The organism is Duncaniella muris, from assembly GCF_003024805.1.
Taxonomy (GTDB): domain Bacteria; phylum Bacteroidota; class Bacteroidia; order Bacteroidales; family Muribaculaceae; genus Duncaniella; species Duncaniella muris.
The window spans coordinates 24,835-38,769 of the sequence record NZ_PUEC01000023.1; the positions used below are offsets into that span (position 1 = coordinate 24,835).

General features: G+C 53.5%; 12 protein-coding genes. All 12 read left to right on the forward strand.

Annotated elements, in window-relative coordinates; translation table 11 throughout:
* The first annotated feature begins 398 nt into the window (after window positions 1-398).
* The 12 genes from C5O23_RS10115 to C5O23_RS10170 all read left to right on the forward strand — a co-directional run bounded on the left by C5O23_RS10115 (window position 399) and on the right by C5O23_RS10170 (window position 13,839).
* Entirely contained in the window at window positions 399-1,544 is a 1,146-nt protein-coding gene (locus tag C5O23_RS10115; protein WP_107032826.1) for a phosphatidylserine decarboxylase, read from the forward strand.
* 136 nt (window positions 1,545-1,680) lie between these two features.
* The gene (gene gadC / locus C5O23_RS10120; RefSeq protein ID WP_107032827.1) at window positions 1,681-3,384 is read left to right on the forward strand and encodes a putative glutamine/gamma-aminobutyrate antiporter GadC; all 1,704 of its coding nucleotides are present in this window, start codon (window positions 1,681-1,683) and stop codon (window positions 3,382-3,384) included.
* A 104-nt stretch (window positions 3,385-3,488) separates the two neighbouring features.
* Window positions 3,489-4,829 carry an MFS transporter gene (locus tag C5O23_RS10125; RefSeq protein WP_107032828.1) on the forward strand — a complete coding sequence of 447 codons (1,341 nt, stop codon included), beginning with the start codon at window positions 3,489-3,491 and terminating at the stop codon, window positions 4,827-4,829.
* A gap of 21 nt (window positions 4,830-4,850) precedes the next feature.
* Window positions 4,851-6,155 (forward strand): porin, encoded by a 1,305-nt coding sequence (locus tag C5O23_RS10130; protein ID WP_107032829.1) that lies wholly within the window; start codon window positions 4,851-4,853, stop codon window positions 6,153-6,155.
* A 216-nt stretch (window positions 6,156-6,371) separates the two neighbouring features.
* Complete coding sequence (gene aspS, locus C5O23_RS10135) at window positions 6,372-8,132, forward strand: aspartate--tRNA ligase (protein WP_107032830.1); 1,761 nt, start codon at window positions 6,372-6,374, stop codon at window positions 8,130-8,132.
* A 12-nt stretch (window positions 8,133-8,144) separates the two neighbouring features.
* Window positions 8,145-8,948, forward strand: coding sequence for a Nif3-like dinuclear metal center hexameric protein (locus C5O23_RS10140; RefSeq protein WP_107032831.1), 804 nt, complete (start codon window positions 8,145-8,147; stop codon window positions 8,946-8,948).
* Window positions 8,949-8,974: 26 nt separating this feature from the next.
* Complete coding sequence (locus C5O23_RS10145) at window positions 8,975-9,748, forward strand: zinc ribbon domain-containing protein (RefSeq protein ID WP_107032832.1); 774 nt, start codon at window positions 8,975-8,977, stop codon at window positions 9,746-9,748.
* Window positions 9,749-9,805: 57 nt separating this feature from the next.
* Window positions 9,806-10,375, forward strand: a complete 570-nt coding sequence (locus tag C5O23_RS10150; RefSeq protein WP_107032833.1) for an FKBP-type peptidyl-prolyl cis-trans isomerase — start codon at window positions 9,806-9,808, stop codon at window positions 10,373-10,375.
* Between the two features lie 71 nt (window positions 10,376-10,446).
* A complete protein-coding gene (gene efp / locus C5O23_RS10155; RefSeq protein WP_107032834.1) occupies window positions 10,447-11,013 on the forward strand; it encodes an elongation factor P in 567 nt (188 codons plus the stop codon).
* 236 nt (window positions 11,014-11,249) lie between these two features.
* Window positions 11,250-12,446: an FprA family A-type flavoprotein gene (locus C5O23_RS10160; RefSeq protein WP_107032835.1), complete on the forward strand. Its 1,197-nt coding sequence runs from the start codon at window positions 11,250-11,252 to the stop codon at window positions 12,444-12,446.
* Between the two features lie 41 nt (window positions 12,447-12,487).
* On the forward strand, window positions 12,488-13,081 hold the full coding sequence (locus C5O23_RS10165; protein WP_107032836.1) for a uracil-DNA glycosylase family protein: 594 nt from the start codon (window positions 12,488-12,490) through the stop codon (window positions 13,079-13,081).
* 119 nt (window positions 13,082-13,200) lie between these two features.
* Complete coding sequence (locus C5O23_RS10170) at window positions 13,201-13,839, forward strand: DedA family protein (protein ID WP_107032855.1); 639 nt, start codon at window positions 13,201-13,203, stop codon at window positions 13,837-13,839.
* The last annotated feature ends 96 nt before the right edge of the window (window positions 13,840-13,935 follow it).

Consider the following 13,935-nt stretch of genomic DNA (forward strand, 5'->3'; position numbering starts at 1 on the left):
GATTTTGATAAAAAGTTAAACTGCTAACATGCAACCGATACAAATTACCCGGCTCAATGACGGACCGGGTAAGGGAACTATGACTTTATTTGCTGATTAAATGAAAGAGCCGTGGATTGACCCTTATAAAACAGGTTAAGAGTTCTTTATCCGAGGTGTGCGGGGCCGGATTCGGCCAATGTTAAATCAGGGGAGGATTAAGATAAAATAGCATTAAAAATGTGAAACCGAAAAGATTTTCAGCCGTTTGTGTGTTCATTAATCAATGCGAGGATAAAATATCCGCATTGGACGTGATTGAAACACACACAGCCATGACGGTGGCGGAGAATACTTCTTCCAAGCCTGATTGACTCAGATATAAATATTTTACAAACTTAAAAAACACATCAATTATTATGGCTGACAAGAAGTATTCTCCTGCAGTGCAGGAACTCGCTGACCTTATCAAGGAAAACAACTGGGAAGACAAGTTCAATCAGGCTATCGCAAATGTCGTGGCCTACAAGATTCCAGGCCTTTCCGACATGAAGACCATCGAAGACTATCTCGATTACCTTGAAGCTTACATGCACTGGGTACCTGCTGAAAACAAAGAAGGCACACACGTCTACCAGCACCTTTTCCGTTCATTCTTCCTCCTGGATCAGGAACCGGTCAAATCGCTCCAGACTCCGTGTGCGCCTGCCGACCGGCAACCCGAACTCACCCCGCTGTCAAAATGGATGACCAATTACTGCTATGCTATCGGCGACTGGCTTGACAGTCCTGAGTCAATCACTGATGACAGTGTCAAGTCGTTCTATGACTGCGCCGTCTACAACATGGACGAATATCTCGAACCACGTGGCGGATGGAAGACATTCAACCAGATGTTTGCCCGCCACGTGAAACCCGGCTACCGTCCTATCGCCGCCATTGACGATGACAAGATCATAGTCCATCCGGCCGATGCCTGCTTCGGAGGCCAGTGGGAAATCCGCCCTGACACCCATGTGCGCATCAAAGGTCTCGACTGGAGTATTGACGAGCTTCTCGAAGGCAGTCCATATAAAGATAAATTCAAAGGCGGCATGTGGTGCCACTCATTCCTGAGCTGGACCGACTATCACCGCCAGCATGCACCGCTTTCAGGTATCGTCCGTGAAGCCCGTGTCATCCAGGGCGCATGTTATGTCGACCTTGTCGCAGTGCCTGACAAGGTAAATCCCGCCACCAACCAGGTTGAGGCATGGCGTGCCACTGCTCCTGACCAGGCCGGCTACGAATTCATGCAGACCAGGGGGCTTATTGTCCTTGAAACCAAATACGGCTACGTGGCTGTCCTGCCTATCGCCATGCCGCAGGTTTCATCAGTGGTCATCACAGCCGAAGAAGGCATGGCTCTTAAGAAGGGCGATGAAATCTCTTACTTCCAGTTCGGCGGTTCGGATATAGTCTACCTCTTCTCCGCCAATATGAATGTCTCTATGTCAGCCCATCTCGGCACACACTATAAAGTCGGAACCAAGATCGGCGAAGTCTATCCCGTAGTGGAGCTCTGACGCGCCGGACTCTTATCGGCCTCTTGTTCTAAGGAATGACCGATTACTCATCTTATTGACAGACGGGGCCGGCATTACCGCCGGTCCTGTCTGTTTCCGTAAGTTTCCCGTTTCACATTTAATTTCTGATATATATATGGCTAATTCTAATCCCTCAAAGCCGGGTCCGCAGGCCAAAGGCGGCAAAGCGCCGCAGGCTTTGATCTCAACAGGTGCCATGACTGTGATGATCATCACCACTGTAGTAAGTCTGCGAGGACTTCCGTCACAGGCTGAGTTCGGCATCCAGTCCATATTCTACTATCTTTTCGCCGCAATCGTCTTTCTGATTCCGTTTTCGCTTGTCTGCGCCGAACTTGCCTCTACCTACACCCATTCCGGCGGTCTCTACCGCTGGGTCGCCGAGGCTTTCGGGCCGAAATGGGGCTGGACGGCTATGTATCTCGAATGGCAGACCCTCGTGATCTGGTTTCCGGCCGTGCTCATGTTCGCTGCGGTCTCGCTCGCATATATATTTTGGCCTGAATCATTTGACGCCAGGCTGTCGGCCAACAAGATATATACCCTTGTCGTGGTGCTTGCCGTCTACTGGATCACTAACTTCATAGCCTTCCGTGGCATGAAGTCATCAAAGATTCTGAGCACTCTCGGCGGTCTGTTCGGCACCATAGTCCCCGGCGCGATTCTTATAATACTCGGTGTGGCCTATCTCTGCATGGGCAAACCGATAATGCTTGCTCATGAGTCATTCTTCCCTGACTTCTCCAAGATAGGCACCATAGTGCTTGCCGCTTCCATCTTCCTCTTCTACGGAGGCATGGAGATGAACGCCGTTCATGTGCAGAACATGAAGAACCCTGCACGTCAGTTTCCGCGCGCCATCTTTCTTGCCGTGGCCGTGATCGTGCTCCTGTTCGTGTTCGCCACTCTGGCCATCGGTTTCGTGGTGCCTGCCAAGGACATCAACCTGCTGGCCTCGCTCCTTGTGGCCTACAATGATCTCTGGGCTGCTGTCGGAGTGCCTTGGCTCGGCAATGTCATGGCTCTGCTCATAACCTTCGGTGTTATCGGACAGGTCAGCGTCATCATCGCCGGACCGTCGACCGGTCTTGTGGCCGTCGGCGAGAGCGGTTATCTGCCACGGAGTCTTCAGAAAACCAATGCGCAAGGTGTCAACAAACCTATCCTTTATGTCCAGGCCATATTTGTCAGTCTTCTGTCGCTTGTACTCGTGGTGCTCCCCTCAGTTGAATCGGCCTATCAGGTAATGTCACAGATGGCCACCGTGATCTATCTGATACTGGTGCTGATGATTTATTTCGCCTTTATCCGTCTGCGTCACACCCAGCCTCAGAAACAGCGCGGATTCCGTATCCCCGGCGGTAAGCTGGGCGAAGTCGTGGTGGCCGGTATCGGTATCCTCGGCGCTGTCGTGGCTATGGTGCTGAGCTTCTTCCCGCCGTCACAGATCAACACCGGCAGTCCGGTGGTCTACGTGCTGATCATATTCTGCGGTGCGCTGCTCTTCTTCTGTGTGCCTCTGATCGTCTTTTCGAAGCGTAAACCGTCATGGCGAAACCCGAAAGCCAATTTCTATCCCTTCGACTGGCAGATAGAAAACCGAAGGCCATCGGAAGTGTCGAAATGGAGCCCGACCTATCAGCCCACGCCTGCTCAGATAGCCGGAACCGATGCCCGTATTCTTGCCGAGGAAAACGGCGCTTCGCCCGCCGAGGCCGAAAAGATTGCCGCCGAAGCCGAGAAAGCCTATGATGGATCTGAAAATCCCCAGGCCGAGGCTTATGATATATTGGATAAAGACAAAGGTACGGGGGCATAATACGGAATTTTCATACATGCCGGTGGGAGACTGCGGCCCGTTTTCGCGGAGCCGCAGCCCCCGCCCGCATCTTCCAAGGCTCTACCATCCACCTTCATAAAAACATGAATATGAAAATCAACACCGGAAAAGGCTCCATCTCCCTGATGACCCTGATTGCCATATGGTCAATCTCACTTACCGTCAATCTGCCGGGGCTTGCCATCACGCCGATGCTTGGCAACCTTGACAAAATATTTCCCCACACATCGGAACTGGAGATTCAGCTTCTCACCGTGTTGCCGAATCTTTTCATCATACCTTTCGTATTGCTCTCCGGCAGGCTGTCTCTGTCAAAGAGCAAGGTGGGAATAGTGGTGGTGGCGCTTGCCATCTACCTCGTCAGCGGACTCCTCTACTTCTTTGCCCGTAACATGATCGATCTGATAGTCATAAGCTGTCTGCTCGGCATTGGCTGCGGTCTGCTCATCCCGCTTGCCGCCGGACTGCTTGCCGACACATTCGTGGGAAAATACCGCATGCGTCAGCTCGGCATAAAATCAGGCATATCCAACATGGCGCTTGTAGTGGCCACCTTTGTGGTCGGCTGGCTCAACCACGGAAACTGGCGTCTGCCTTTTCTGGTCTATCTCATTCCGGCCATCCCGCTTGTGCTCTCAGTCTTCCTGCGGGGCATACCCAAAGCCGATCTGTCGCCCGCTCCGGCTACCCCTGATCCGAAAATGAAAGCATCGGCAAAGGCGGCTGCAAAGGCCGTGATTGCCGGATCGCCTGCCGGAGCAATCCACGCGGCTCCTCCGGCCTCTGCCGGCGGCTATGATCAGTATGGCTATATCGGTAAGATTAAAGGCGGCTTCATACTCTCCCGCACGTGGTCGCTGATAGCAGTCTATTTCTTTGTCTGCTATGCTACGGTCATCGTAAGCTACTACACCCCCTTTCTTATGCAGAGCGAGGGTCTCGATGATTCTGACGTAGGCACTGTCACTGCCATATTTTTCCTCGCTGTCTTTCTTCCGGGCTTCATCCTGCCGTATATTATCAAGACATTGCGTCAGGCCACCTTGGTAGTATCGTCGGTAGTAATGATCGCGGGGATCGTTTTGATGGTGGTCTGCCACCGTTTCGGACTGATGTGCATGGCGGCCTCCCTTGTCGGCTTCGGCTACGGAGTGTTTCAGCCGGTCATCTATGACAAGGCCACCCAGATAGTCACCGACCCTGCCAAAGCTACACTCGCACTTGCCATTGTGCTTGCCGCCAACTATATCTCGATAAGTGCCACGCCCTTTATAGTCGACTTCTTCAGAGATATCTTTGATCCGCACCATCTGAACAATGCCTTCGCCTTTGAATTCAACGCTATTCTGCTGGCCGCATTCACGGTGATAGTCATAGTGCTGCGCAAATCGTTCGTCTTCCGCATCGACAAGTCATATTATTAACAAAAATACGTTTTCAAAAAAATGAACAGCCTCATACGTTTCGCAGCTGTAGTTCCGGCCTTGTGCGCGTTTGCCGGAGCATCCTCCCAGAATCATCCCCTTACTCCTCAGGAGGGAGAGGTGACAATAATCAATCCCTCGGCCACTCGGTCTGATTCGGGCCTGACCGTGATAAACATCTACAATATTTTTCTCCAGAACGCCCCGAAATCACACAAGAAATCCGGAGTGCCTAATTTTGCCATAGAAGGCAAGAACAAGAAATTTTATCTCGGCATAGGAGGCACGGCAAAAGCCACCCTGTCATATGACTGGGGCGACCCCATTGACAACGGCTTCAACTTCACCACATCGTCGATTCCCATGAACCCGCGAAAGGGCGACGGCGGATTGGTGCAGTTCAGCGCTGCCACAAGCGGACTCTATCTCAACTTCGTGGCCCTTCCGGGCGACAAGAACCAGCTGGGTGTCTACATTGATTTCAACCTCACCGGCAACAGCTATGGCTTTGACCTGCAGTATGCCTACATAAAATACCGCGGATTCACCGCCGGTTATGACTACAGCCTCTTCTCTGACATGGCCGCCGCACCTCCGAGCATCGACAATGAAGGCCCCTGCGGATTCACAGCCATACCGAACGGAGTCCTCGACTACCGTCACAGCTTCGGGCAGCACTGGAGTCTTGGAGTAGGAGTCGAGATGCCTATGGTCTCCGCAACCACCGGCGAGAAAACCTATGTGGTCAATCAGCGTGTACCTGACATACCAGCCTATGTGCAGTATTCATGGGGCGGAGGCAAAAGCTGGATTCGCTTTTCAGGCATTGTCCGCAATATGCTCTATCGCGATGAGATCGCCGACAAGAACCGTGACCAGGTGGGCTGGGGCGTGAAGATGAGCGGAAGCGCCTCGCTCACACCGTTGGTGACAGCCTATTATCAGGCTGCCTATGGCGAAGGAATCACAAGCTACTTCCAGGATCTCTATGAAGGCGGCCTCGACATGGTGCCTGACGGAAGCGGCCGTCTAAAAGCTGTCAATGCCTGGGGCGGCTACTTCGGACTGCAATACAACATCTCTCCGAAAGTCTACGCCACAACCACCTACAGCCACCTCCGCAACTACGCCCCTGACTACTCCGGAGGCTCCACCGCATGGGACAGCCAGTACAAATACGCGCAATACGCCCTTGCAAACGTCATCTGGCAGATATCTCCCCACCTCTCCACCGGCCTGGAATACATCTACGGACGGCGTGTCGATATGTCGGGCCTCTCACACCACGACAACCGAATCCAGACCATGCTCCAGGTCACATTCTGACCTGCCACAAAGCACAGCCGGCATCCGGACCTCGGCAGGATGCCGGCTCAAACTACGTTGTGCGTGAAGTCCCTGCGCAGATTCTGAATTAATTTTTTTTGATTTTCTATCCGATTCTTTGTAATTTTGCACCTTTGAAGCTGATGGCTTGCATTTTGTGCATCGCATCAGTCCTCAAGTTTAACCGGAACAAATCAAAAACCATATCAGGTTCTTATGTATAGAACGAAAACATGCGGAGAACTCCGCCTTTGTGATGCCGGACAGGAGGTTACCCTCGCCGGCTGGGTGCAGCGCGCCCGAAAAATGGGTGGCATGACCTTTGTAGACGTGCGTGACCGCTACGGTATTACCCAGGTGGTGTTTAACGTGGAGAATGACGCGGCTCTCTGTGATGCCGCCAATCATCTCGGACGCGAATTCGTGGTGCAGATCACCGGCAAGGTGGCCGAGCGCACCAGCAAGAATCCCAATCTGCCCACCGGCGACATCGAGATCATTGCCTCGGATCTCAAAGTGCTCAACCGAAGCGACGTGCCTCCCTTCACAATCGAGGACGAAACCGACGGCGGCGACGATCTCCGTATGAAATACCGCTATCTCGACCTGCGCCGTAACTGTGTGCGTGCAAATCTCGAACTCCGCCACCGCATGGCCTTCGAGATCCGCCGCTATCTCGACTCGAAAGGTTTCCTTGAAGTCGAGACCCCGGTGCTCATCAAGTCGACCCCTGAAGGCGCCCGCGACTTCGTGGTGCCCTCGCGCATGAATCCCGGCGAATTCTATGCACTGCCCCAGTCTCCCCAGACCTTCAAGCAGCTCCTGATGGTCAGCGGTTTCGACCGTTACTTCCAGATCGTGAAATGTTTCCGCGACGAAGACCTCCGCGCCGACCGTCAGCCTGAATTCACTCAGATCGACTGCGAAATGTCGTTTGTCAATCAGGAAGACGTGCTTCAGATGTTCGAAGGCCTCGTCAAACACATATTTAAATATGTAAAAGACATCGACTTCACCGAACCCTTCCCCCGCATGACCTGGGCCGATGCCATGCGTCTCTACGGTTCCGACAAGCCCGACACCCGTTTCGGCATGGAATTCGTGGAGCTCAAGGATCTTACAGGCGGCAAGGGCTTCGCCGTGCTTGACGATGCCGAATATGTTGGAGCCATCGTGGCCCCCGGTTGCGCCGACTACACCCGCAAGCAGCTTGACCAGCTCACCGACTTCGTGAAGCGTCCGCAAATCGGAGCCAAGGGCATGATGTGGGTCAAGATCGAAGCCGACGGTTCGATCAAGTCGTCAGTATCCAAATTCTACAGCGAAGACGACCTCCGCACATGGGCCGACCGTGCCGGAGCCAAGGCCGGTGACCTCATGCTGATTCTTGCCGGACAGACAATGAAGACCCGCAAGCAACTCTGCGAACTGCGCCTCGAAATGGGCTCTCGCCTCGGTCTGCGCGATCCGCAGAACTTCTCTTGCCTTTGGGTGGTAGACTTCCCACTCTTTGAATGGGATGAGGAAACACAGCGTTACTACGCCATGCACCACCCCTTCACAGCCCCCAACCCAGATGACATCCATCTGCTCGACAGTGACACCGGCGCTGTGCGCGCCACTGCTTATGACATGGTGGTCAACGGCAACGAGCTTGGCGGCGGTTCGATCCGTATCCACGAAGCCGAACTCCAGGACAAGATGTTCCGTCTGCTCGGCCTCTCCGAGGAAGACGCCCAGTATAAATTCGGCTTCCTGATGAATGCCTTCAAATACGGAGCGCCACCTCACGGCGGTCTTGCATTCGGATTCGACCGCTTCGTCAGCATCCTTGCCGGCCTCGACTCGATCCGCGACGTCATCGCCTTCCCCAAGAACAACTCAGGCCGCGACATGATGATCGATGCACCCGCCGCGATCGACGATTCGCAGCTCGACGAACTTTGCATCCGTCTCGACCTCAAAGAAAAGGAATAAGCCACGTTGCCAATGACAGAGCCGAGTATCATTGAGATAATAGAGTGCATCGAAGCCTTTGCCCCGCGCTCGATTCAGGAAAAGTGGGACAACACCGGCTGGCAGCTCCGCCCTGCATCCGAACTTAACAGCTGTACAGGAGTCATGCTTTGTCTTGACGTGACTCCTGAGGTTGTTGATGAGGCTGTCAGTGAAGGCTGCAACCTGATAGTTTCCCACCATCCACTGTTGTTTCACGGGCTGAAACAAATTTCGCCTGACAGGCCTAACCAGCTTGCCCTGCTCAGGGCAATCACCCACGGGATATATATATACTCTTCCCATACGGCGCTTGACAACGCTCCGGAAGGAGTCTCCCATCAGTTGGGCAAGATGCTGGGACTGATGGATATTCAGGTCCTCTCTCCGCGTCAGACTGATCCATCGACCGGGCTTGGAGTGATCGGTGACTTCCACTACGCCCTTTCGGAAGATGACTTTCTCAAGCGCGTCAAGGAGGTCTATCAAACAGAATCGCTTCGAGTGTCAGACTCTGGCAGATCTTGGCGGGGAGTGCAGAATGTGGCCTTGTGCAGCGGGTCGGGAGGCGAATTCATCCCCGATGCAATAGCCGCCGGAGCCGACGCCTACATCACCTCCGACACCCGTTATCACGACTTTGTCGATTTCGGACGCGACATCCTGATAGTCGATACCGGCCATTTCGAAAGCGAAATCTGCACTAAGTCAATTTTTTCGGCCATTGTTTCAGAAAAATTTCCTAACTTTGCAGTCCGGCAGTCACGTGCCGAGCACAACCCTGTGCGCTACGTCTGAAAAATAAAAAATCCACATATACCAATATGGCGATAGAGCAAAACAAAAACGACCAGACCCTTTCTGTTGAGCAGCGACTCCGCGCTCTTTACGAACTTCAGACCATCCTCTCGGAAATCGACCGCATCAAGACCATCCGCGGCGAGCTTCCCGAAGAAGTCCGTGACCTGGAGGACAACATCGAGGGTCTTCACACCCGTGTCGATAAATTCAAAGCCGAGATCGAAGACCTCCGTCTGAAATCGGCCAAGGAGAAAAACAACATCGAGCAGGCCCAGGCACAGATTGCCACCTACAAGCAGCAGCTCGATAACGTGCGCAACAATCGCGAGTTTGATTTGTTATCTAAAGAGATTGAATATCAGACCCTCGAAATCCAGCTCTCCGAAAAGCGCATCAACCAGTATGCCCGCGAGATCGACAACAAGAATGCCGACATTGCCGCCGCCGAGGAAACCCTCACCGACCGCAATCACATTCTCGCCGACAAGCGCCGTCAGCTTGAAGAGATCGTCTCAGAGACCAAGAAAGACGAAGAGCGTCTCCGTCTGCAGGCCAAGGAACTCGAACCCCAGATCGACGCCCGCACACTCACCGCATTCAAGCGCATCCGCAAGAACGCCCGCAACGGCCTCGGCGTGGTCTACATCCAGCGCAACGCCTGCGGCGGCTGCTTCAACCGCATCCCGCCGCAGAAGCAGATGGAAATCAAGATGCACAAGAAGATCATAGTCTGCGAATACTGCGGACGCATCATGATCGACCCCGATCTCGCCGGTGTGACCGAAGGTGAAGCCTGAGACCCGTCCAAGGCTCCTGTCTGACGTTCAAACCGACTCTAAACAAAACTGAAAATTATGGAAAAGATTCTCCCCGGCAAATATGTCGAAATAAGCTACGACCTCTTTGAGGTTGCCCCTGACGGAACTGAAAACCTCGTCCACAGTGTCACTGAAGATGAACCCGAACGCTTCATATTCGGTGTGACCAAAGGCATGATCCTTCCCCTCGAACGCGCTCTCGACGGCCTTGAGCAGGGCAGGGAGTTTGATGTCCCCGTCAACGCCGGCGAGGGTTTCCCCTATAACCCCGACGACGTGGCCGAGCTCAGCAAGAGCATCTTCATGGTCGACGGAAAGTTTGACGCCGAAACCATCCGCGAGGGCGCATACATCCCCATGATGACAGCTGACGGCTACCGCATCACCGGAAAGGTGAAAAAGGTGACTGCCGACCATGTTGTCATGGACTTCAACCATCCCCTCGTAGGCAAGGATCTCCGTTTCAAGGGCAAAGTGGTCACCGTGCGTGACGCTACCCCTGAAGAACTCCACCCCTCATGCGGAGGCGGATGCTGCGGAGGTTGTGGCGACAATGGCTGCGGAGGCGACAACTCCTCATGCGGCTGTGACGGCTGCGGCAACTGATCCGTCTTGACGCCGGGCCGCACACCAACCCCAATCAATTGCTTAATAATCTCAACACATTACCACAATTCATGGCAACAACTGCTGATTTTAAAAACGGTATGTGCCTCGACATCGACGGCAACTACTTTTTCATCGTTGAATTCCTTCATGTAAAGCCCGGCAAAGGTCCGGCTTTCGTCCGCACAAAACTCAAAAACGTAAAGACCGGCCGTGTCCTCGACAAGACCTGGAACTCAGGCGTAAAGGTCAACGAAGTGCGTATCGAACGCCGCCCCTACCAGTATCTCTACAAGGATGACATGGGCTACAACTTCATGCACACTGAAACTTTCGAGCAGGTAGCCCTCCCCGGCGAAAGCATCGACGGCGTTCAGTTCCTCAAGGAAGGTGACATCTGCGAAGCTATGGTTCACGCCGCTTCAGAGACTATCCTCACTTGCGAAATGCCCACCAGCGTAGTTCTCGAAATCACCTACACCGAACCCGGCATCAAGGGCGACACCGCCACCAACACACTCAAGCCCGCTACTCTCGAAACCGGTGCTGAGATCCGTGTGCCCCTCTTCTGCAACATCGGTGACAAGGTGCGTGTAGACACCCGCGACGGTTCATACGTTGAACGCATCAAGGAATAATCAGACTGACAGCTGCATCCGGACCTTAGATGGCCGGAATCCATAATGTCAAATAACAATGACGAGCCGGGGGAATTTTTTCTTCCTGGCTCGTCAGATGTTTTGGGGCAACTCTGCCCGGAGGTGTCATTGCGCACACACGGGCTACAATATATACACATATACACACTCGCAACAATCTCTTACCTCCTCCTCCCGAAACCCTTTATCAGAATCAAGAAACAGTACAATAGGTTATGAATATCAAAGAAATCTGTGATGGAATATACTATGTCGGAGTCAATGACCGCACTACCCACCGCTTTGAAGCCCTGTGGCCGTTGCCTGACGGTGTCAGCTACAATTCATATATAGTGAAAGGCAGCGCGAAAACGGCGCTGATCGACGGCGTGGAACTGAGTGCCTGCGACCGTCTGCGTGAAAATCTCATCGCAACCATCGGCGATGTCGCTCCTGACTATCTGGTGATAAACCATATGGAGCCTGACCATTCCGGCTCGGTCAGAGTGCTCCGCAGCATGTTTCCTGACATGACAATTGTCGGCAACGCCAAGACTCTCGAAATGGTCAGAGGCTTCTATGGCATAGCTGACAATGTGATGAGGATAGCTGACGGTGACTGCATCGACCTCGGCGGCCTGAGTCTGAAATTCGTCATCACCCCGATGGTCCACTGGCCGGAGACAATGATGACATACGTAGCGGAGAGGAAAGCGCTTTTCACCGGCGATGCCTTCGGTTGTTTCGGCGCTCTCTGCGGAGCGGTGACAGACTCCGACATGAACACCGAGCCTTATTTCCCGGAGATGTACCGCTACTATTCCAATATAGTTGGCAAATACGGCATGTTTGTAGGTAAGGCTCTTCAGAAAGTGGCTAACCTTGAGATGGATTTCATCTGCCCGACCCACGGACCGGTGTGGCACGAACAGATCGACCGTGTGGTCTCGATCTATGACCGTCTGAGCCGTTATGAAGGTGAGGATGGTGTGACGATAGTCTATGGCTCGATGTATGGCAACACCGAGGATATGGCTGAGGCGATAGCCTCGCGGCTTGCCGAAAGAGGCATCAGGAACATACGGATGCACAATGCCTCGGTCTCGCATCTGTCATACATTCTGAGCGACATTTTCCGTTACAAGGGACTGATTGTCGGCGCTCCTACCTATTCCAATACGCTTTTCCCGCCGGTGGAGGCTGTGATGAACGCAGTGAAGACCCGCGAGCTGAAAAACCGTGTCATAGGCACCTTCGGATCATTCACCTGGGCTCCGCAGGCTGTCAAGCGCATCAACCAGCTGATGGACGAAAGCAAACTTTACTGCGACGAAGTTGTTTCAGTTGAAGCGAAGCAGGCTCCCGGAGCCGATGCGATAGCCGAGTGCCGCCGGCTGGCCGACTCGGTAGCCGACCGCATTCTCCGGAGCTGAATCAGTATATTTGACCATATTATAAAGCTGACAGACTGAAGATGAAGACAAGCGACAACCGGATAGAGCGACATCCTTTTCCGCCATTCATACCCACTGACGCGAAGGTGCTGATCATGGGCACTTTCCCTCCCAAGCCGCTGCGCTGGTCAATGGAGTTTTATTACCCGAACAAGACCAATGACTTCTGGCGTGTGATGGGAATAATCTTCTATGACGACGTGGACCATTTCCGTCTGCCCGACGGCGCTTTCGACGAGGCTCTCATACGCGCTTTCCTTGAAGAGAAGGGCATAGCGCTCCATGACACCGGTGCGGCTGTGATCCGTCTGAAAGACAACGCCTCCGACAAGTTTCTTGAAATCATCGAGCCGGTCTGCCTCGAAGCCTTGCTTGAGCGAATGCCCGACTGCCGCTTCATTGCCACCACCGGCGAGAAAGCCGCCGGAGTGCTCGCGGAGCTGACCTCTACAGCAGTCCCGAAGATAGGGGAGTGGACCTCGGCTGTGTGGCCGGCTGACGGGCGAGTGCTTCAGATGACCCGTATGCCGTCGACCTCGCGGGCCTATCCGCTGGCTGTAGACCGTAAAGCCGATGCCTACAGAGTGTTTTTCCGCAAGGCCGGACTTGTCTGAGACAATCTTCCCTCCTGTCAGTCTCCATCCAGATAATCGAATTTTTTAATTTTAGAGAAGTATTTAATCACATGTTAGATCTCATTCCGCTTCTGGCACTGTTTGACCCGGCCGGCATTATGGCCGACTTTTTCCGTGCCGACCCAATGACAGTCTACCTGCTTGTCCTTGGCTTCATGGTCATCGAAAGTTCCTTCATTCCCTTCCCTTCGGAAGTGATAGTCCCGCCTGCGGCCTATCTGGCCTGCACCAAGGGGGATGTCAACATAATAGCCGTTGTCGGCCTTGCGACAGTAGGGGCTATCATCGGTGCGCTGATCAACTACTATCTGTCAGTCTGGATAGGCCGTCCGATAGTCTATCGTTTCGCTAACAGCCGCATAGGCCATGCCTGTCTGATCGATGAGGCCAAGGTGCGTCATGCCGAAGAGTATTTTGACCGCCACGGATCCGCGTCGACCTTCATCGGCCGTCTGATTCCGGCTGTGCGCCAGCTCATTTCCATTCCTGCCGGACTTGCGCGCATGAATGTGGGCAAGTTTGTGCTTTTCACCGGATTGGGCGCTCTGACCTGGAACGTGGTTCTCGGAGCTCTCGGCTACTGGCTGGGCAAGATGGTGCCTCAGGAGCAGCTTTATACGAAGGTAGAGGAGTATAACGACTATCTGACCTACGTGGGGCTTGCCATCGGAGTGGTCTGCGTGGGAGTCATTCTCTGGAATGCTTTCAAGCCGCGCCAAAAGAGTGCTGGAGTCTGAGCGCATCGCCGCCGTCTCTCGCTCAGGAATGACTGGTATGACCCCCGTGCCGTCAACTTTTAGAGCCGAACCGACCCGAATTGAAAAATAAATGCG

Bases quoted from the DNA above. Each gene is read 5' to 3' on its own strand.
- C5O23_RS10130 (WP_107032829.1), top strand. From the start codon at position 4,851: ATGAACAGCCTCATACGTTTCGCAGCTGTAGTTCCGGCCTTGTGCGCG.
- C5O23_RS10115 (WP_107032826.1), top strand. From the start codon at position 399: ATGGCTGACAAGAAGTATTCTCCTGCAGTGCAGGAACTCGCTGACCTT.
- gadC (WP_107032827.1), top strand. From the start codon at position 1,681: ATGGCTAATTCTAATCCCTCAAAGCCGGGTCCGCAGGCCAAAGGCGGC.
- C5O23_RS10125 (WP_107032828.1), top strand. From the start codon at position 3,489: ATGAATATGAAAATCAACACCGGAAAAGGCTCCATCTCCCTGATGACC.
- C5O23_RS10165 (WP_107032836.1), top strand. From the start codon at position 12,488: ATGAAGACAAGCGACAACCGGATAGAGCGACATCCTTTTCCGCCATTC.
- C5O23_RS10140 (WP_107032831.1), top strand. From the start codon at position 8,145: ATGACAGAGCCGAGTATCATTGAGATAATAGAGTGCATCGAAGCCTTT.
- C5O23_RS10145 (WP_107032832.1), top strand. From the start codon at position 8,975: ATGGCGATAGAGCAAAACAAAAACGACCAGACCCTTTCTGTTGAGCAG.
- C5O23_RS10150 (WP_107032833.1), top strand. From the start codon at position 9,806: ATGGAAAAGATTCTCCCCGGCAAATATGTCGAAATAAGCTACGACCTC.
- C5O23_RS10160 (WP_107032835.1), top strand. From the start codon at position 11,250: ATGAATATCAAAGAAATCTGTGATGGAATATACTATGTCGGAGTCAAT.
- efp (WP_107032834.1), top strand. From the start codon at position 10,447: ATGGCAACAACTGCTGATTTTAAAAACGGTATGTGCCTCGACATCGAC.
- aspS (WP_107032830.1), top strand. From the start codon at position 6,372: ATGTATAGAACGAAAACATGCGGAGAACTCCGCCTTTGTGATGCCGGA.
- C5O23_RS10170 (WP_107032855.1), top strand. From the start codon at position 13,201: ATGGCCGACTTTTTCCGTGCCGACCCAATGACAGTCTACCTGCTTGTC.